This window comes from Streptomyces sp. NPDC024698, from assembly GCF_055559015.1.
This window is the reverse complement of record NZ_JBVHLK010000010.1, coordinates 172,128-189,880: the sequence shown is the minus strand read 5'-3', so window position 1 is coordinate 189,880 and position 17,753 is coordinate 172,128. Positions and strand designations below refer to the sequence as shown.

Annotated in this window: 17 protein-coding genes; 7 read left to right on the top strand and 10 right to left on the bottom strand. The window is 71.3% G+C overall.

What is annotated here, in order from left to right; translation table 11 throughout:
• Positions 1-84: 84 nt before the first annotated feature.
• Entirely contained in the window at positions 85-783 is a 699-nt protein-coding gene (locus ACZ4AA_RS23465; RefSeq protein ID WP_467605818.1) for a B3/B4 domain-containing protein, read from the top strand.
• Between the two features lie 58 nt (positions 784-841).
• On the opposite strand, the gene ACZ4AA_RS23460 is transcribed toward ACZ4AA_RS23465, so the two are convergent.
• The 4 genes from ACZ4AA_RS23460 to ACZ4AA_RS23445 all read right to left on the bottom strand — a co-directional run bounded on the left by ACZ4AA_RS23460 (position 842) and on the right by ACZ4AA_RS23445 (position 4,858).
• Positions 842-1,027 carry a hypothetical protein gene (locus tag ACZ4AA_RS23460; RefSeq protein ID WP_467605814.1) on the bottom strand — a complete coding sequence of 62 codons (186 nt, stop codon included), beginning with the start codon at positions 1,025-1,027 and terminating at the stop codon, positions 842-844.
• Between the two features lie 195 nt (positions 1,028-1,222).
• On the bottom strand, positions 1,223-2,779 hold the full coding sequence (locus ACZ4AA_RS23455) for an alpha/beta hydrolase (protein WP_467605811.1): 1,557 nt from the start codon (positions 2,777-2,779) through the stop codon (positions 1,223-1,225).
• Positions 2,780-2,971: 192 nt separating this feature from the next.
• Complete coding sequence (locus ACZ4AA_RS23450; protein ID WP_467605807.1) at positions 2,972-3,676, bottom strand: Clp protease N-terminal domain-containing protein; 705 nt, start codon at positions 3,674-3,676, stop codon at positions 2,972-2,974.
• 153 nt (positions 3,677-3,829) lie between these two features.
• Positions 3,830-4,858 (bottom strand): RNA polymerase subunit sigma-70, encoded by a 1,029-nt coding sequence (locus ACZ4AA_RS23445; RefSeq protein WP_467605804.1) that lies wholly within the window; start codon positions 4,856-4,858, stop codon positions 3,830-3,832.
• Positions 4,859-4,996: 138 nt separating this feature from the next.
• Here ACZ4AA_RS23445 and ACZ4AA_RS23440 point away from each other — a divergent pair, with 138 nt between their 5' ends.
• The gene (locus tag ACZ4AA_RS23440; RefSeq protein WP_467605802.1) at positions 4,997-5,578 is read left to right on the top strand and encodes a dihydrofolate reductase family protein; all 582 of its coding nucleotides are present in this window, start codon (positions 4,997-4,999) and stop codon (positions 5,576-5,578) included.
• A 52-nt stretch (positions 5,579-5,630) separates the two neighbouring features.
• Here the strand turns inward: ACZ4AA_RS23440 and ACZ4AA_RS23435 are convergent, their stop codons facing one another.
• A complete protein-coding gene (locus ACZ4AA_RS23435) occupies positions 5,631-5,963 on the bottom strand; it encodes an ANTAR domain-containing protein (protein ID WP_467605799.1) in 333 nt (110 codons plus the stop codon).
• A gap of 641 nt (positions 5,964-6,604) precedes the next feature.
• Between ACZ4AA_RS23435 and ACZ4AA_RS23430 the strand changes: the two genes are divergently transcribed.
• Positions 6,605-7,195, top strand: a complete 591-nt coding sequence (locus tag ACZ4AA_RS23430; protein ID WP_467605796.1) for a hypothetical protein — start codon at positions 6,605-6,607, stop codon at positions 7,193-7,195.
• A gap of 121 nt (positions 7,196-7,316) precedes the next feature.
• Positions 7,317-7,766 carry a spore-associated protein gene (locus ACZ4AA_RS23425; protein ID WP_467605793.1) on the top strand — a complete coding sequence of 150 codons (450 nt, stop codon included), beginning with the start codon at positions 7,317-7,319 and terminating at the stop codon, positions 7,764-7,766.
• Positions 7,767-7,859: 93 nt separating this feature from the next.
• Here ACZ4AA_RS23425 and ACZ4AA_RS23420 read toward each other — a convergent pair whose 3' ends face one another.
• Complete coding sequence (locus ACZ4AA_RS23420) at positions 7,860-8,765, bottom strand: LysR family transcriptional regulator (RefSeq protein ID WP_467605790.1); 906 nt, start codon at positions 8,763-8,765, stop codon at positions 7,860-7,862.
• 284 nt (positions 8,766-9,049) lie between these two features.
• Between ACZ4AA_RS23420 and ACZ4AA_RS23415 the strand changes: the two genes are divergently transcribed.
• Positions 9,050-9,754 (top strand): type 1 glutamine amidotransferase domain-containing protein, encoded by a 705-nt coding sequence (locus ACZ4AA_RS23415; protein WP_467605787.1) that lies wholly within the window; start codon positions 9,050-9,052, stop codon positions 9,752-9,754.
• Between the two features lie 90 nt (positions 9,755-9,844).
• Here ACZ4AA_RS23415 and ACZ4AA_RS23410 read toward each other — a convergent pair whose 3' ends face one another.
• Together ACZ4AA_RS23410 and ribB are read right to left on the bottom strand one after the other, a co-directional pair.
• Positions 9,845-10,543, bottom strand: coding sequence for an HAD family hydrolase (locus ACZ4AA_RS23410; protein ID WP_467605784.1), 699 nt, complete (start codon positions 10,541-10,543; stop codon positions 9,845-9,847).
• A 5-nt stretch (positions 10,544-10,548) separates the two neighbouring features.
• Entirely contained in the window at positions 10,549-11,205 is a 657-nt protein-coding gene (ribB, locus tag ACZ4AA_RS23405) for a 3,4-dihydroxy-2-butanone-4-phosphate synthase (protein ID WP_467605779.1), read from the bottom strand.
• Positions 11,206-11,373: 168 nt separating this feature from the next.
• Between ribB and ACZ4AA_RS23400 the strand changes: the two genes are divergently transcribed.
• The gene (locus ACZ4AA_RS23400) at positions 11,374-11,931 is read left to right on the top strand and encodes a hypothetical protein (RefSeq protein ID WP_467605776.1); all 558 of its coding nucleotides are present in this window, start codon (positions 11,374-11,376) and stop codon (positions 11,929-11,931) included.
• Positions 11,932-12,013: 82 nt separating this feature from the next.
• On the opposite strand, the gene ACZ4AA_RS23395 is transcribed toward ACZ4AA_RS23400, so the two are convergent.
• Together ACZ4AA_RS23395 and ACZ4AA_RS23390 are read right to left on the bottom strand one after the other, a co-directional pair.
• Positions 12,014-15,214: a TIM-barrel domain-containing protein gene (locus tag ACZ4AA_RS23395; RefSeq protein ID WP_467605953.1), complete on the bottom strand. Its 3,201-nt coding sequence runs from the start codon at positions 15,212-15,214 to the stop codon at positions 12,014-12,016.
• Positions 15,215-15,616: 402 nt separating this feature from the next.
• Positions 15,617-16,360 (bottom strand): TetR/AcrR family transcriptional regulator C-terminal domain-containing protein, encoded by a 744-nt coding sequence (locus tag ACZ4AA_RS23390; RefSeq protein ID WP_467605774.1) that lies wholly within the window; start codon positions 16,358-16,360, stop codon positions 15,617-15,619.
• Between the two features lie 125 nt (positions 16,361-16,485).
• Here ACZ4AA_RS23390 and ACZ4AA_RS23385 point away from each other — a divergent pair, with 125 nt between their 5' ends.
• Entirely contained in the window at positions 16,486-17,709 is a 1,224-nt protein-coding gene (locus ACZ4AA_RS23385) for a saccharopine dehydrogenase family protein (RefSeq protein WP_467605772.1), read from the top strand.
• The last annotated feature ends 44 nt before the right edge of the window (positions 17,710-17,753 follow it).

The following is a 17,753-nucleotide window of genomic DNA, read 5'->3' as shown; positions in this document are numbered from 1 at the left end:
GAGTAGGCCCCTGGAACCCCTGACCCGGGCTTTCCCCCGCCTGTCCCCCTGCCCCGCCCGCCCCTCCCCCGGAACGGACCCCGGATGACCACCTTCCGTATCGCCCCGGCCGTCGCCTCGGCGTTCCCCGACGCCCTCATCGCGATCGTCACCGCCACCGGTCTGCGCGGCGCCGAACCCTGGCCGGCCACCTCGGCCGCGCTGGACGACCTGGAACGCCGGCTCGCCGACGCGGCCTGGCGGCCCGCCGACGAGGCCGATCCGCGTATCGAGGCATGGCACACCGCGTACCGCGCCTTCGGCACCAACCCGCGCCGCGTCCGGCCCAGCGTCGACGCCCTGGGCCGTCGGCTCACCAAGAAGGGCGCCCTGCCCCGGATCAACGCGGCCGTGGACTCGTACAACGTGGTCTCGGTCCGCCACGGTCTGCCCGTGGGCGCCTTCGACCTCGACCACGTCACCGGTGATGTCGAGATCCGTCATGCCGACGGACAGGAGACCTTCACCCCGCTCGGGGAGCCCGGCACCGTCGAGAACCCCCGTCCCGGGGAGGTCGTCTACGCGGACACCACGGACGTCCTCACCCGGCACTGGAACCACCGCGACGCCCATCGCACCCGCGTCACCCAGGACTCCACCCGCGTCGCCTTCATCCTGGAAACCGTCCACGCCACCCGTGACGCGCAGCTGCTCCGGACCGCGGCCGGCGAACTGCGGGACCTGCTCGCCCCGCACGCGGAACGGACGACGGTGCACTACCTCGGCTCCGAGGACCGCGCCTAGAACCGATCCGCGCCTCCGTCCGGTCGGCCCACGCCCCCGTGCGCCGGACCCGCGCGGGTCACAGCGCCGGTTCGGGGATCTGTCCGGGCTCGACCACGACGACCTCGACACGGGTGCAGCCGACCGCCTCCAGCGCACGACGGCGCCGCGTGGCGGAACGCTTGTCGTAGCGGCCGGCGGAAGCCTGGGGCGCGCCGTCCGGGTCCGTCCACGTCAGGCTGTAACGGCGTTTCGCGGTCGACATGAAGCCGTCCTCTCTGGCTCCGGCGCGGTGCGACTCCTGCCCCGACCGGTTTCATGGTCCATACGATCCAGCAGCTTCACATGCTCTGGACCGGACCGGAAGCACCAAAAGGTGTGGCGGACGTCATCGACGGAATGAGGGAGCGGGCGCCGGCTTCCGGGCAGAGGGCCGCTCATCGGTCGGCGCCGGCGGTGTTCAGAACGGCGGAGCGTCCTGAGCGCACTTCGTTCCGGGGCGCGGAAGCCTGCCGTCGATGAAGTAGCGGCTCTCGTGCGCGTTGATGCAGCGGCTGGGGTTCAGCAGGGCGGTGTGCCCGTACCCGGTGTTGGTCAGCAGACGCGCGTCGGCCAGTTGCTCGCTCATGGCCCGCGCGTTGGAGTACGGGGTCGAGGGGTCGTACACCGTGCCGACGACCAGGATCGGGGCGGTCGGCTTGTCCCAGGGGCCGACGTAGCGTGTCGCGGCGACGGCCGGCCAGGTGGCGCAGGGTTCGGCGGCCCAGGTCCAGTAGCGTCCCGCGTCACCGGTGCGGGCCGCGCTCGCCTCCTCGTAGCGGTGGTAGAGCCGGGGATCACGCGGATTGGGGCTGTCCCCGCAGAACACGGCGGCCGCCTGCTCCTCGCCGAGGTACGGAACCGGGTACGGTGTCGGCGGGGCCGGCGGCGCGGGGACCGCCGCGGGAACCTGACCGTTCCACAGCTGCTGGAGCCGGGTGGCGAGTGCCCCCCAGCCCGGGTGGACGATGTAGAGCGAGCTGATCGTGTCGGCCACCGTCCTGGCGTACGTCCAGGTGCCCTCCGGGCGCGCCCGGAGCCGGTCCGTCAGCCGGTCGAACTTGTTCCGGGTGGCCGCCGGGGTGCCGGCGGAGAAGGCGCAGCGGGCGGTGGAGGCCGATCCGCACAGCGAGAGGAACCGGTCCAGGGTCGCCGCCGCGCTGCGGTCCGAGCCCATGCGCAGGAAGGTCGGGAGACGGGCGTCGTCGGAGCCGTGGTTCGTCCAGGCGTCGGGTGCGATGTTGCTGTCCAGGGTCATGGCGCGGACCTTGGAGGGGAAGAGGTTGGCGTAGGTGGCGCCGAGGATCGTGCCGTAGGAGATGCCCATGTAGGTGAGCTTGCGGTCGCCGACCGCGCGGCGGAGCTGGTCGAGGTCGCGGGCGGTGTCCACCGTCCCGACATGGCGCAGGAGCTCCGGGTCCCGCCTGTCGCACAGGCGCCCCAGCTCCCGGTAGGAGGCGATCCACTCCCGCCGCTCCGCCCCGCCGACCGGGAAGCCGGCCGGATGGCTCGCGTTCCAGCGCGCCGCCTGCTCCGGGGTCTTGAAGCAGTTCACGGCCGTGCTGTTGCCGATCCCCCGGGGATCCCAGCTGACGATGTCGAACCGCTGCCGCACCTGCTGGGGGAAGAACGCGTAGTTCTGCGGGAACTGGATCGTTCCCGGCCCGCCGGGGCCGCCGGGATTGAAGAACAGCGTGCCAAGACGCCGGCCGGGTCCGGTGGCCTTCCGCTTCACGACCGCCAGCTCGATGGTGCGCCCGCGGGGCTTCGCGTAGTCCAGCGGCACCTTGGCGGTCGCGCAGTCGTAGTCCGGGTTCGGGGCACAGGGCCTCCAGTTCAGCTTCACAGCGGGTGCCGAAGGCGTCGGCGCTCCCTGGGCCACGGCGAGCTGCTGGCCGGCCAATGCCGTCGAGAGGGTCACCAGCGCGGTGACGGCCGCCGCGCCTCTGCGGCGGGTCCTCGTTCCCGATCTGCGCATGCCTGGTCCTTTCGCGGCCGAGCGCCCGGTGCGCTTCCGCGATCACGAGACCAAGGCCCCGCCGGCCGTGCGAGCCGACCGCAGCCGAGTGGCCGAGGCCGACGGCTCGTCAGGGGTGCGGAGGACGTGGACCGTTGTCGGCGGGACGCGCGCCCGGCCGCTGCCCCGCCCCTCTGCCCCGCCGGACGGTCGTCACTGCTCCTCGCGCGCGGCGAGCCGTTCGGCGGCCACGGCCTTGACGGTCTCGCGCAGCTCGTCCGGCGTGAAGCCGAGGGAGCGCAGCACCTGCCCGGCCGTGCTCTCCTCGGCGTGGATGAGGCCCAGCAGCATGTGCTCCGTGCCGACCCGGTCGTGGCCGAGGTCGACCGACGCGTGGCGGGCCTGCTCGATGGCCTCCTTGCTCTCCGGGCGGAAGGCGATGTGGCCCCGCAACGCTTTCGCGCCGGCCGGTGGCATCGCCGCCTCGATCGCCTCCCGGACGCTCCGCTCCGACTCCGCTTTCGCCATCAGCACTCCGTGGGCCTGGCTCCGCGGTTCGCCGAGCAGGCCGAGCAGGAGGTGTCCGGTGCCGATGAAGTCGTGCTTGTGCGTCCGCGCTGCTTCCTGCGCCAGCACGATGCTGTGCCGGTTGAGATGGGTGAAGCGCTCGAACGCGGCGGGCGCGTGGCGCTGTTGGGCCGCCTGCTTGGACACGCCGATGGCGTCGCCGATCTGGGTCCAGGACGCGCCGGTGCGCTTGGCCTTGCTGACGTAGTGGTCGATGAGTTGGTCGCCGAGGTCGGACAGGGTCTGGGCGCGAAGACGCGCCTCGCTGATGCGGGCCAGTTCGTCGGCTTCGGGAAGCTCCTCGTCGAGACGGGCGATCAGGTCGGCAAGGCTGATGTCGAGAGGACTCATGCGTCAATCTTAAGTTGACGATAGGGGATCGTCAACTTGTAATTGACGATCCTCCCGAGTGCGGGAAGGTGGACATGACCCCCAACAGCCCTGAGATCGCCGCCCGGTTCACCCTCAGCCCGCGAGCGGTGCGTGACCGGTGGCGGGTCCGGGTTACCGGGTGGGGAGGGAGCGGGGCAGGCCGAACCAGGGGAGCACGCTGTTGTCGAAGCGGGTCAGCGCGCGGATCCGGTCGCCGGTGAGCGTGAGGACGTAGAGGCCGACGCCGTGGCTGATGCCGTTGGGGCCGTGCAGATAGGCCCCGAAGGCCGGCTGGCCGTTGGCCCGGGACGGGACGAGGTCGAATCTGCGGCCGGCGTCGAACAGACCGGCGCAGAAGCGGGCCACGATGTCCCGGCCCTGGTACTCGAAGGGCATGGGCGGCATCGACATGAAGACGTCGTCGGTCAGGAGCGCCACCAGCGCGTCGACATCGGCGACCTCCCACGCGCGGACGAACCTCCCCACGATCGCGTCCTCGGCTGGTGAGCCGGCCTCGGGGGGCGGCCGGTCGCCGGCGGCCGGTGACCGGCGACGCCGCAGGCTCGCGCGCGCCCGCTTCAGGGCGCTGTCGACCGAGTCGACGGTGGCGTCCAGCATCCCCGCCACCTCACTCGCCCTGAACCCCAGCACGTCACGCAGGACGAGCACGGCGAGCTGGCGCGGCGGCAGGGCCTGGAGTGCGGTCACGAAGGCCAGCGAGACGGCTTCGGTCCGCTCATAGCGGGCCTCCGGGCCGAGCGGAATCCCGGCCGCGTCGTCCAGCAGGTCTCCGGGAAACGGCTGAAGCCACACGATCTCGCCGAGCCTGGTCGGCTCGGGCGGTTCGACCCCTGGCACATCCCACTCCTTGGCCGGGCGCCGGGCGGCCGCGCGGCGCGCGTCGAGACATCGATGGGTGGCGATCCGGTAGAGCCAGGTCCGCAGTGAGGCGCGTCCCTCGAACCCGCCGAGGCTCTGCCAGGCGGCCAGCAGGGTGTTCTGGAGGGCGTCCTCCGCGTCCTCGAAGGATCCGAGCATGCGATAGCAGTGCACCTTCAGCTCCCTGAGATGCGGCTCGGTCAGCTCCCTGAACGCGTCGCCGTCCCCGGCACGCGCTCTGTCGATCAGCTCGGCCGCCTCCATCGTCACCGTCTCCTTCACTCGGGTCTCCGCGCTTCCATCCTGTACAGGCGTCGGCCGGGAGGAGAACCGGGCGGTCGGCGCGCGCCCCATTTCGCGCGGTTCCGGCGCCTGTACCTGTGCGGCCGACGACTAGGTCGGCCCGAGGAGGGATCGGACATGGGAAAGATCGTGATGAGCGGGCCGCAGAACGTGTCGCTCGACGGAGTGGTCCAGGACCCGGACGGCGAGGAGGGCTTCGAGCTGGGCGGCTGGTTCACCCGGTTCGGGGGCGCGGATCTCGCCGAGTGGAGCAGGATCGCACTCGATGAGGCCCTGCGCGCCGAGGCCTGGCTGCTGGGCCGCAAGAGCTACGAGTTCTTCGGGGCGCGGTGGCGGCCGCGCGGGGGGGAGCTCGCGGACCGGTTGAACAGCATGCCCAAGTACGTCGTCTCCTCGTCGCTCGACGAACCCGACTGGGGCAATACGAGGGTCCTGCGGGGCGACGTGGTCACGGAGGTCGCGAAGCTGAAGCGGGAGCTGGACGGAGAGATCGTCATCCCCGCCAGCCACCGGCTCGGTCGCACACTGATCGAGCACCACCTCGTCGACGAGGTGCGGCTGGTCGTCTTCCCCGTCGTGCTCGGGGCCGGCGAACGGTTCTTCGGCGAGACCCGCGGCAGGAAGCCGCTGCGCCTGGTGCAGTCCAGGACCGTCGGCGCGGGCCTGGCCTTCCTCACCTACGCGTTCGTCCAGGAGTAGGAGCACCCGGCGCCCGGACATCGCCCGGCGGTGCTTCGGCGCCGCCGGGCGGTCATTCCGGCGGCGCTTCGGGGATCTGGGTGGGGCCGCGCCGGTCGAGGGCGTCTTCCAGTTCGGCGCGGACGTCCGCGGGGATCTCGCCGTCGCGGCCCCAGAGCAGAATCAGCTCGGCGACGTTGCGGAGCTTGATGTTGGTGTGCTGAGAGATGTCCTTCAGGACGGCCCAGCCCTGGTCCGGCGACACCCGGCCGATCGCGACCATCATCCCGATGGCCTGGTCCACCACGGCATGCGAGGTCACGGCCTCCTTCAGCTGCTGCACTTCCGCCTCGAGCGCGAAGACACGGTCGTTGTCGTCCTGCGATCCGCTGGATCCGGGTGCCATGAGTCCATCCTCCCCCGGCAGCGCGGGTCCTTCTCCACGGGCTCACCCGGACAAGGACATTTCTGCTGAACCGGCCCTTAAAATACCCCCGTTGATCCCTTCACGCCTGCCCGCGTCTCAGCTCCGCATACCGCCATCCGACCGCATGAAGCCGTCCGACCGCACTCTCTACGATCAAGGAGCACTGGATGCAGGATCGGCCCGACGACGTCCCGGCGCAGCCCGGGGCACCGACGTCACCTCCAGCCGACACCACCGTTCCCCCGACGCCGGCGCCCGCGTCGGCGCACTCGTCACAGGCACAGACCCAGGCACAGACGCAGGCGGATCCGTTACCCGCACCGAGAGCCGAAACCGTACCCGCCCCGCTCCCGGCCCCGCCCGCGACCACGACTCCGGCCTCAGCCCCGTCCCCTCTGCCGCACCCGGCTCCGGCCCCGGCCCCGGCTCCCGCTCCGGCTCCCGCTCCGGCTCCCGCTCCGGCTCCGGCTCCGGCTCCGGCTCCGGCGGGCGGCTACGGTCCGCCGCCCGGTCGTCTTCCGGCCCAGCCGTACCCGTACGGACAGCCGCCCGGATTCCCCCAGCCGTCCGCCGGCAAGGGCGGCGCGGGGCGCGCGGTGCTGTGGGCGACGGTCGGTGCCGTGGCCGCCTCCGCGCTGTGGGCCGCGGGAGTCTTCGTCCTCGGCCCGTCGGGCGGCAAACCGGATCTCGCGGGATACCGGGCCAAGGCCAATCTCTGCTCCGCGGTCGACTACACCGCCCTGAGGACCGAGTACACCGAGGAGGACACCGCGCCCACGCACAACTCGCTGAAGCACGAGGCGATCGACCAGAGCTATTGCAGCATCTCCCTGAAGACCGCCTCCACTTCCTCCTACGCCGACGCGTATCTCTCGGTGGAGATGGATCTGCACAAGAAGACCGACCCGTCCCCCGAGTTCACGGCCGTGTGGTCCGCGTACGACCAGCGCTACCCGGGCTACGACGTGCAGAAGGTGTCAGGATTCGGCGACGAGGCCTACCTCGTCACCGAGGACACCACGTCCGGTACGGGGACCAGCGGCAGCCGGGCCGTGACCCTCGCGGTGCGCGACGGCTGGATGACGTACCAGATGAGCTGGAGCGTGTACTCGTCCTCCTATGCGACGACCACCCCGCCCGAGATCACCGACGTTTCCCGGTGGGTGAAGACCGACACCCGCTCGACCTTGGAGAACCTCCGGTCCGACTGACCGGACGACGGCTCGCTGCCGCTGTGTCCGCACATCTCTTCCGGCACCGCACAACCGTTTCGAGGTGTCGTGGGTCACACCAAGCAGGAGCAAACATCTCCAAGGATCACAAGGGGGAAATATGCGCTTGAATCGCTCTGCCATGCTGGCCGGCGCTCTCGCCGGCGTGGCGCTGGGGGCCACCACCGCCCTGGCGGCGCCGGCCTCGGCCGCGCCGAACACCACCCCGCAGAAGGTCTGCGGCAGCGCCTACAAGACAGTGAACTCGGCACCGGTCGGTTCCCTGGGCACGATCTACCTGACGTACAACGCCTCGAACGGCAAGAACTGCGTCACGACCATCCGCAAGAACCCGGGCACCGCCGTGGACATGGCCGCGTGGATCTACGTTCCCGACACCGGCCTGGGTGACGACGACTACGGGCCGTACACCTCGTACGCGGGACCGACGTACGTGTACGGCAAGGGTCACTGCGTCGACTGGGGCGGTCAGATCGCCAACGTGTACACCCAGGTGTCCGGATCCAACTGCGCCGCCTTCAAGGAGCAGCGAGTGACCTTCACCCGCTGACTCTTCGCTCCGACCGGCCGCCCTCTCCCCGTGACCGACAGGGGGGAGGGCGGTCTGCCCGCGGGCCGCCCAAGAGCACGCGAGGCCAAGGGTTCAGAGGCTCTGCCAGTCCCGTGCCGCTCGGGCCAGGTGGTCCCATACGGCCGCGAGCGCCGAGCTCGACGGCGTGTCACGGCGGGACGCCAGATACAGGGTGTTCAGCGGCTCCACGACCGGCCGGTGCATCCGGACCACGTCACCCGCGGCCAGTGCCGGAGCGGCGAGATAGCGGGGCAGCACGGAGATGCCCATCCCGGCCACCACCGCGGCCAGTACGGCGCGCAGGTCCGGGACGACGACCGCGACCTGGTTCGGTGGGCGGCGCCCGAACTCGCTGCGCCAGTAACGCCTGATGATCGGAAGGTCGGCCGCGTAGGCCACCAGCGGCATGTGGGACAGCGCGGCGACCGGGTCGGCGGCCAGCCGCTCCTGGTCCACGGCGTGCGCCAGCGCGGGCGGCCCCACCAGCAGGAACTCCTCGTCCACCAGAGGGGTCACCGACAGTTCGTCCTGGTGGGGGCGGACCGCGGAGACCACCAGGTCGAGCCGGGCCGCCGTCAGCGCCGCGAGCAGTTCCTCGGCGAGGCCCAGCGTCACCCGGATCCGCAGCCCCCGGGCCGAGAGCGGTGCGAGGGCGGGGAGCACCTGGAGGGACATCAGCTCGGCCGGTCCCCCGATGTGAACCGTGCCCTGGAGCGTGGGTTCCTCGTCCGAGGGAGCCAGGGCGGTACGCAACCCGTCGACATGCAGGCCGACACGGGCGGCCAGCGCCGCCGCCCGTGGTGTCGGCCGGGCCCCTCTGCTCGACCGGACGAACAGCGGCTCGCCCAGCTGTTCCTCCAGCCGGGCCAGCTGCCCGGTGACCGCCGGCTGGCTCACCCCCAGCCGGGCGGCCGCCGCCGACAGCGACCCGGTGCGGTAGATCTCCAGGAAGGTCGCCAGCAGGTCGAGACCGGGCAAGAGGAGATCCCTCCGTTCATCACAGATCTTATGAAGAATGATGTCAGCTCTCATTCTAGTGATGGGCCGACGGGTGCGAGCACGGCTGTCGGACCTACCGCGCCGGGTGCACATCCACGAGGGACGGGCCACCCTCTCTCCATAACTCTTCTTATGGCGCGGCGAGGGTGACAGGGCATTTCCGTGATGAATCCTGGGGTTGTCCCGAGCACCGCGGTACTGCGGCCCACGGGCCTGGAGCACCGCTTTCCAGAGTCGTCCCACAGATGAGAGCAGGCATTCCGATGTCGAAGATCCTGATGATCGTCTCCGCCGCCGACCACTTGGTCCTGGCCGACGGATCCAGCCACCCGACCGGCTTCTGGGCGGAGGAGGTCGCCGCCTCCCACAAGGTGCTGCGCGCCGCGGAAGCGCAGGTGGACATCGCCACCCCCGGCGCCGTCCGACCGACGGTCGACGCGCTCAGCCTCGATGCCCGCGGCGGTGTCTCCGAGTCCGACGCCGAGGAGTTCCGCACCTACCTGGACGGCATCGCGGACCAGCTCTCCGCCCCGCTGCCGCTGGCGGACGTACGGCTGAGCGACTACGACGCCCTCTACCTTCCCGGCGGTCACGCGCCGATGGCCGACCTCGCGCACGACGCGGATCTCGGCCGGCTCCTGAACGAGGCCGACGCCGAGGGCACGGTCGTCGCCGCGCTGTGCCACGGCGTCGCCGCCCTGCTCAGCGCCACGACCGCGGACGGCGCCTTCACCTTCGCGGACCGCGCCCTCACCTCCTTCGCCGACGAGGAGGAGCGCCAGGGAGGTCTGGGTGACAACACCCCGTTCTTCCTGGAGAGCGTGCTGCGTGAGCGCGGTGCCCTGGTCGAGACGGGTGCGCCGTGGAGCAGCACGGTCGTCGTGGACGGCACTCTGATCACCGGTCAGAACCCCCAGTCCAGCACCGCCACGGCCGAGGCGACCCTGAAGGCCCTGGCCGGCCACTGAGCCGTACGGGGACTCCGGGACGCCGGAGCCCGCAGCCAGACCGACGCGGAGGCCCACCGCCTCCGCGTCGGCTCTTCGCGTGTGGCGGGCCTACCCGGCGGCGCCGGACGGTCGTCCTGGAAGCGCCGGTTCGAGGCCGCGGGCCAGCAACCGAGTCAGCACGGGCAGGGCGCGCTCCGCGTCGGGGGCCTGGGCCAGGGGCAAGTCGGCGATGTCCGCGGGGAGTTCCATGCGGTCGCGGGGAATGGCGAGGACGGGCATGCCGGCGGCGGCCGCGGAGCGGATGCCGTTCGGGGAGTCCTCGACGGCCAGGCAGCACGACGGCGGGAGGCCGATCGCCTCGGCCGCACGCAGATAGGGATCGGGGGCGGGTTTGGCCCGGATGACGTCCTCGCCGCACACCAGGGCGGTCACGTCGTCGGCCAGGCCGAGGTGGCCGAGCGCGGCCAGCACGAAGCGGCGCGGACTGGCCGTGGCCACCCCGACGGGTCCGTGCCGGCCCGCTTCGCGGAACAGTGCGACGGCGCCGGGAAGGGCCCGGATCCGGCCGGCCGTGCAGGCCTCGGCCATCACGTCGGTGCAGGCCTCGACGACGTCGGCGGCCTCCACCGGGCCGGCGCACAGTCCGGCGACGTAGGAGGCCCAGTGACCGTTGCCGTGCAGGGCGATGCCGTCCTCGGGCCGCCAGCGGTGACCGTGGCGGGCGGTGAAGTCGGCGCAGACGCGTTCCCAGGCGTCGCCGGTGTCGATCAGGGTGTCGTCGAGATCGAAGACCGTAGCGCGCGGCACGCCGCTCACACCGCGGCCGGGGCGGAGCCCGCGTCCCGCAGATGCCGGGACAACTGCTCGATGGAGACCAGTGAGAGCCCGTGTTCGTCGGCGAAGGCGCGCAGTCGCTCGAAGCGGGCGAGGGAGCCGTCGTCCTCGCAGACCTCGCTGATCACACCGACCGGGGCGAGTCCCGCCAGGCGCAGCAGATCGACGGTGGCCTCGGTGTGCCCACGCCGTTCGGCGACGCCGCCGGGGCGGGCCCGGAGCGGGAACATGTGCCCTGGCCGGACCAGTTGTCCGGGCCGGGTCGAGGCGTCGGCCAACGTGCGCGCCGTCGCCGCCCGGTCCGCGGCCGAGATGCCCGACCCGGTTCCGGCCGCGTCCACGGAGACGGTGTAGGCGGTCGTGCCGACCGGGTCCGTGTCCGCGCCGGGCTCCACCATGAGCGGCAGGTGGAGCCGGTCGGCGATCTCGCCGGTCATCGGCACGCAGATCAGTCCGCTGGTGAAGCGGACGAAGAAGCCCATGGTCCGGGCGGTGGCGAACTGGGCCGCCATGACGAGGTCGCCCTCGTTCTCCCGGTCCTCGTCGTCGACCACGATGACCGGCCGCCCGGCCCGCAGTTGGTCCACGGCATCCGTCAGCGGATCCAGCGTCCGTCGCGTTCCGGCTGATGCCACGCTGTCCAACCCTTCTCGATCTTGCTCTTCCGGCGTTGGCATCGGCGGCCCGACGGTCCGGCTTGAGACGCGGCACTCGAACAGGCGAGTCGGCGGATGAACGCCGGGTTCCCGAAGAGGTCCGACCGCCATCCGCTACGCTGCGGGCCGTCGATCATGAAGGAAGACATGTTCAAGCGAGTTGCGACGGCCGCGGTCACCGTGGTTCTGATAGCCGGGCTCGGCGCGTGCGGCAGCGGGGCCGACGAGCGGGACAACGGGCCGGTCCACGCGGCCGGCACCGGCCGGGGCAGCGGGAGCGCGGCCGGGCAGTCCCGGCCGGACGCGTCCGCCACGGCCGACGCGAGCGTCTTCGGCCTGCGGGACGACCTCCGTCACCGCGCCGCCAGGACCACCCGGGCCACACGGCCGCGCACGACGAAGAAGTGCACCACGGTCACGCACCGGGTCAGACACACGACCAGCAGCGGCTCGGGCAAGAAGCGGCGTACCCGCACCTGGTATTCCACCGAGCACTCCAAGACCTGCAAGCGGGTCCGCAGCGGCACCGAGACCTACACACGCGTCCTCCGGGCGGAGGAGTGGTGCGTCAGTCTGGACGACGTCGGCGGCAACGCGAAACGGGACGACGTCTGGTACCAGGTCAGCCGAACGACCTACGAGGCGGCCGTCGGCACGGACCGGCACGCACGCCTGCACTTCACCCCCACGCACAACGGCTGCTGACCCGAGCGGCAGCGCCGGCACACGGGCGACCCGGATCCGCCCACGCGGACCCGGGTCGCCCCGAGGGAGTGCTCGGCCGCTCCTACCGGTAGGTGACGGTGATCGGCGTTCGTACGCTGTGGCGCGGGAGCGTGATGGTCAGCACCTTGGAGGCTTCGTCCCAGTGGGAGGCCCGCGGGGACAGTCGGACACCGGTCGCCGAGATCCCGGTGGGTGCGTGAGCCGCCATGAGGGCGATCGTCCACTGCCGGGTCCGCACCTGACCGGCGTAGGAACCCCGCGCCGCACCGATCGACACCGTGTGCCGCCGCCCCTTCTGCCGGTACCGGATCGTCGTCGTGACGCTCCGGTTCGCGGCCAGGGTGGTTCCGTCGTCCTCGTAGAGGCTGAACGACCCCGAACGGCCGGCGGCGATGGTGAGCGTGACGGCGGTCAGCGGGTTGCCGTCGTTGCCCGTCACATCGTGGGTACGGGTGGGCAGGATGCCGCCCGCCCTGATGAACACCGGCATCGCGTCCAGGCCGGTGGTGACCTGGCGGGTGCTCCCTCCGGTGTAGGTCTCGCCGGTGAAGTAGTCGGTCCACTGGCCGGGCGGGAGCCATACGGAAGTGGTGGCGGAGGCGCCCGGTTCGGTGACCGGGGCGACGAGGATGTCGGAGCCGTAGAAGTACTCGCGGTCCGCGGCGGCGTACGCCTCGGGGTCGTCGGGGTACTCCAGATAGGTGGGGCGGACGATCGGCACGCCGGTGCGGTTCGCCTCCTCGGCGAGCGTGTAGGTGTAAGGCACCAGGTTCTCGCGGAGGTTGAGGAACTTGTCGGCCGACTGCCGTGCCGCGGAACCGTATTGCCAGGGCAGCCGGTCGCTGTGGTTGCTGTGCAGCCGGTCGACGGGCTGGAACGTACCGAACTGGACCCAGCGGGCGTACAGGTCGTCGGGCAGCTTGTGTGTGGTGCGGCTCTGCCCGCCGTCGGTGTACCGCTCCGAACCGGTCAGTCCTGTCGTGTCGTTGTGTCCGCCGATGTCATGGGTGATGGCCGCCATCCCGGTCGCGGCGGACTCTCCCGGGGTGTAGCCGACCTCCAGCTTCAGCGCGCCCCAGGTCGAGGAGGTGTCGCCGGTGAAGTGGACGGTGCTGCGCTTGTCGGCCCACGGCCCGGTGGGCAGTGCCTGCTGGCCGCTGTACCCGGCCGCCTGCAACGAGCCGTACGCGCGGGAGAGGACGAATCCCCGGCCGATGGCGGCCGAACTGGCGGTGGCGTACTGCTGGTTGATCCAGGCGTCCGGTGTCACGCCCTGGAGCGAGGACTGCGACGCGTCGCAGCACCAGTCGAGCCACCAGAAGTCGTTGCCCTGCCGGTCCATGGTCCGGTGCAGGTCCATGTACGCCTTGAGCTGGTCCGGGTCGCCGAAATCGAAGGTGTAGCAGTTGTTCTCGATCGCGGCGGCCGAGGCGCAACCGCCCTTGGCCAGCTTACCGTTGGCGGTGGCCTGCGCCTGGGCGAACTGGGGGTCGGACGCGAGGATGCTCGGGTGCACATTGAGCGTGTTGTGCAGCCCCTGCGCCGCCGACCAGTCGAAGAAGCCCTGGGGATCGGGGAACTTCGCGGGATCCATCTCCCAGCCGCTCCAGGTGTTCACGGCCTTGAAGTCGGTGTCGGTCACCAGGACGTCCAGCGGGGTCCCTTCGGCGCGGAAGGCCGGGAGGATGGAGTTCTGGTAGTCCGCCGCGGTCCGGTCGATGTATTCCGAGTACCAGACTCCGTAGGCCCATTGGGGCAGCAGTGCGGGCGGTCCTGTCAGGGTGGCCAGGTCGGTGAGTCCCCGCTTGTAGTCGCGTCCGTAGCCGAAGACGTAGCCGTCCTGGTAGGGCGCGCCGCCGTGGCCGGGGCGGGGGGCAGTCTTCCGGGAGGTGGCGTCGTACACCGCGGACGACGTGTCGTCGAGGAGGTACCAGCCGTCCCGGTTGAGCAGGCCGGGCGTGGTCGGGACCGACGTCTCGTTGCCGCTCACGCCGTCGAGGCCCCGGCGATAGCCGCCGAGCGCGAGGTGCGGCACCGGTGCGGGCGCGTCGGGGGCGGCCACCGAGACGGTGTCGGCGTTGACGTGGCAGCTCGCCGCGTCGGGGCAGCCGAGGGTGATGTCGTTCGTGCCCGCGTTCAGGGTCACGGGCACCGTGGCCGTCCGCCAGTCGTCCCAGTCGTCGGTCACGGGGAACGACAGGGTGCCGGTGGCGCCGGCCGTCGACACGGTGGCGGTGCGCTGCTGGTGGAGGCCGTCGCCGCCGACGCCGTCGGCGTACCTGACCCGGAGCGTGTAGACACCGTCGGCGGGCACGCCGACCACACGGGTCGTCAGGCTCGCCCCCTGGTGGAGGTCACCGACGAAGCCGGTGCCCGCGTAGCCCTTGTGGTCGGTGGCGGCGACCGCCGTACCGCCGATGCGTCCGGCTTCCGCCTCACAACTCGCCCCGTACGCGCAGTCCGTGATCGCGGTGGTGGACACGGCCGGATAGGCGTCGCCGGGCCGGACGAGCGCGACGCTGTCGACATTGACATCGCCCGAGTCCGAGGCGGTCCGCGTCAGGGCGAGCGTGTGACGCCCGGCGCCGAGCCGGACACTCGCCGAAGTGACGCTCCAGGTGTCCCAGTTCGCTGTCACCGGCAGGTTCACGGTCTGCTGCGCGCCGCCGTCCACGCCGAGCGTCAGCGTGCGGGTACGGGTCTGGCCGTCGCCGCCACGGGAGTTGGCGTACCGCAGGTCGAACTGGTAGGTCCCCGCCTCGTTGACATCGATGTCGGCGGCTGCCGAACTGCCGGTTCCCTCGAATCCGGCGGCGAATCCGCTCCCGGTGTGGCCGACGTGGTCCGCGGCGACGGACAGCCCGTCAAGGCGCAGACTCTCGGCCTCGCAGAGTGCGCCGAGCCCGCAGGTCAGACGCTGCCAGGGAGCGGCGGTCACGGGAGTGCCGCCCGCCGTCGACCGCGTCGAGAAGTTCTGGGCGCTGAAAGGTCCTGAGCCGACCTTGTAGCGCAGACTCATCGCGCTCGTCGTGATGGTGAGCCAGCCGTCGGAGGTCGTGGCGCTGTACGCGGCGGGCTCGAATCCATCGCGGCCGATGGCGTTGAACGTCGGGTCGTCGGTGAACTTCTGGTCGCCCGCGTATTCCGTACGGATCAGCGTGGGCGAGAGGATCTCGAAGCGGGCGTTCCCCGAGGAGACGGTCGGGATGGGCCGTTTGTGGGCACCGACGGCCGACGGTGAGCCGGCGCCTGTCAGGGTCAGGGCGGCGGACACGGCCAGGACCACTGCGACGCTCGCCCGCCGCCGTAAGGATCTCAGCCGTCGCCTCTTCGACGCCGTGGATGTCTTCGCCACCGTGGACGTCTTTGACGCGGTCGTCATACGCAACATCCGTTCTGCTCTCAGCAGGGAGACGCGCCCCCTGTGCCGGTCGAGATCCGGAGTCGCCCTGCCGCTCGCGGGCAGTGTTCGGGCTGCGGCATCCTCCGGCGGTGCGGCGGTGCGGCGGTGCGGCGGTGCTGGATGCAACGGGGTCTCGGCCCGCGGCCGAGGGGATCAGCCCCGGGCATCAGAGCATGACGACTCTCGCGGTGTCCATATGGCCGACCTCGGCGTTCCGGGCGACCGCGAAGCGGGCCCAGGGCGTTGGCATAAGCCCTCGCGTCAGGGCTTCCGCGTGTCCGGGGCGTCGGGAACGCGCCGTGCGCGCGCCCAGACGAGCTGCTCCGCCGCGCTGTTCAACAGCGTGTCGAGGACGACGGGGTAGGCGCTGTGGGTCATCCGTCCGGCCAGGAGCCGAGCGGTGGCCGCGATGTGCGGGTGGGTGTCGGCGGGCAGTTCGGCGTACGTGGACCGCCACATCTCCTCGTCCGCCGCCCGGGCCTCGTCCGTCAGCGCCAGCGATCCGGCGTCCAGCGCGGCGAAGGCCAGGGTCAGGTCGATGAACGCGTGGTAGACGACGACCGCGTCCGCGTCCGGGAAGCCCGCGCCGCGCAGGATGCCCAGGATCGTCTCGTCCACCGCGATCTCCCGCGGGCGGCCGGTGACCCGGCTCGCGGTGAGCACGGCGGCCTGGGGATGGGCGAGATAGGAGGCGTGGATCGCCTGGCCGAGCGTCCGCAGGTCCGAGCGCCACTCCCCGCCGGGGGTCCAGGTGTCCAGCGCCCGCCCCATCAGCTCCTCACCGATGGCCCTGGTCAGATCGTCCAGACCGGCGAAGTAGCGGTAGAGGGTGCTGGGATCGGCGCCGAGGGCGATGCCGAGTCTGCGGGCGGTGAGGCCACTGCTGCCGTGCTCGCGCAGCATCCGCAACGCCGTCCGCACGATCAGCTTCTCGGACAGCACCGTGCCCTGCCGGGTCGGCCGGCGCCTGCGCCGTTCCGTCTCCGGCACCACCTGTTTCGCCATGCCGACCCTTCCCGCTCACCGCGCGCCGCCACTCCTTATGCCAACATGATTGACCTTAACCGAGAACATCCCGTTGCATCTGTCCAGCCCGGAGACGCCGTCTCCGGCGACGAAAGGTGGAGGACATGCGAGTACTTCTCGTGGGCGCGGGCGGCGTGGGCACCGCCGTCACCCGGATCGCGGCCCGCCGCGATTTCCTGACCCACATGGTCGTCGCGGACTACGACCTCGCCCGCGCCGAGGCGGCCGTGGCGGCCCTCAAGGAGCACGGGGACCGGTTCAGCGCGATGCGACTGGACGCCACCGACGAGGACGCGGTAGGCCGGGCGCTCACCGAGGAGAGGTGCGACGCGCTCCTCAACGCGACCGATCCCCGGTTCGTGATGCCCCTGTTCAACGCGGCCCGCGCGGCGGGCACGCACTATCTCGACATGGCGATGTCCCTGTCCGCGCCGCATGCCACCCACCCCCACGAGCAGTGCGGCGTCAAGCTCGGCGACGCCCAGTTCGAACAGGTCGGCGCGTGGGAGGACTCGGGCCGGCTGGCGCTGGTCGGCATGGGCGTGGAGCCCGGTCTGTCGGACGTCTTCGCCCGGTACGCGGCCGACGAACTCTTCGACGAGATCGAGGAGATCGGTGTCCGCGACGGCGCCGATCTGACGGTCGAGGGCTACGACTTCGCCCCGTCCTTCAGCATCTGGACGACCATCGAGGAATGCCTCAACCCCCCGGTGATCTACGAGAAGGACCGTGGCTGGTTCACGACCGCCCCCTTCAGCGAGCCGGAGGTCTTCGACTTCCCGGAGGGCATCGGCCCGGTCGAGTGCGTCAACGTCGAGCACGAGGAGGTCCTGCTCATCCCCCGCTGGGTGGACGCCCGCCGGGTGACGTTCAAGTACGGCCTCGGCGACGACTTCATCGCCAAGCTCAAGACGCTCCACGAGCTGGGCCTCGACTCCACCGAGAAGGTCACCGTCCCCTCGGCGAACGGGCCGGTGGAGGTCTCCCCGCGCGATGTGGTCGCCGCCTGTCTGCCCGACCCGGCGACGCTGGGCGACCGCATGACCGGAAAGACCTGTGCGGGCACCTGGGTCAAGGGGACGAAGGACGGCTCGCCGCGCGAGGTGTACCTCTACCACGTCGTCGACAACCAGTGGTCGATGCGCGAGTACGGGTCCCAGGCGGTGGTGTGGCAGACCGCGATCAATCCGGTCATCGCCCTCGAACTCATCGCGGGCGGAGTCTGGTCGGGCACCGGTGTGCTCGGCCCTGAGGCCCTGCCGCCCCGCCCCTTCCTCGACCTGCTCAACGAGTACGGCTCCCCGTGGGGCCTGCGCGAGGAGGGCTGACGCCCCGGGCGTGGCCCACGGCACACGGCGAGGGCGCGGGCACC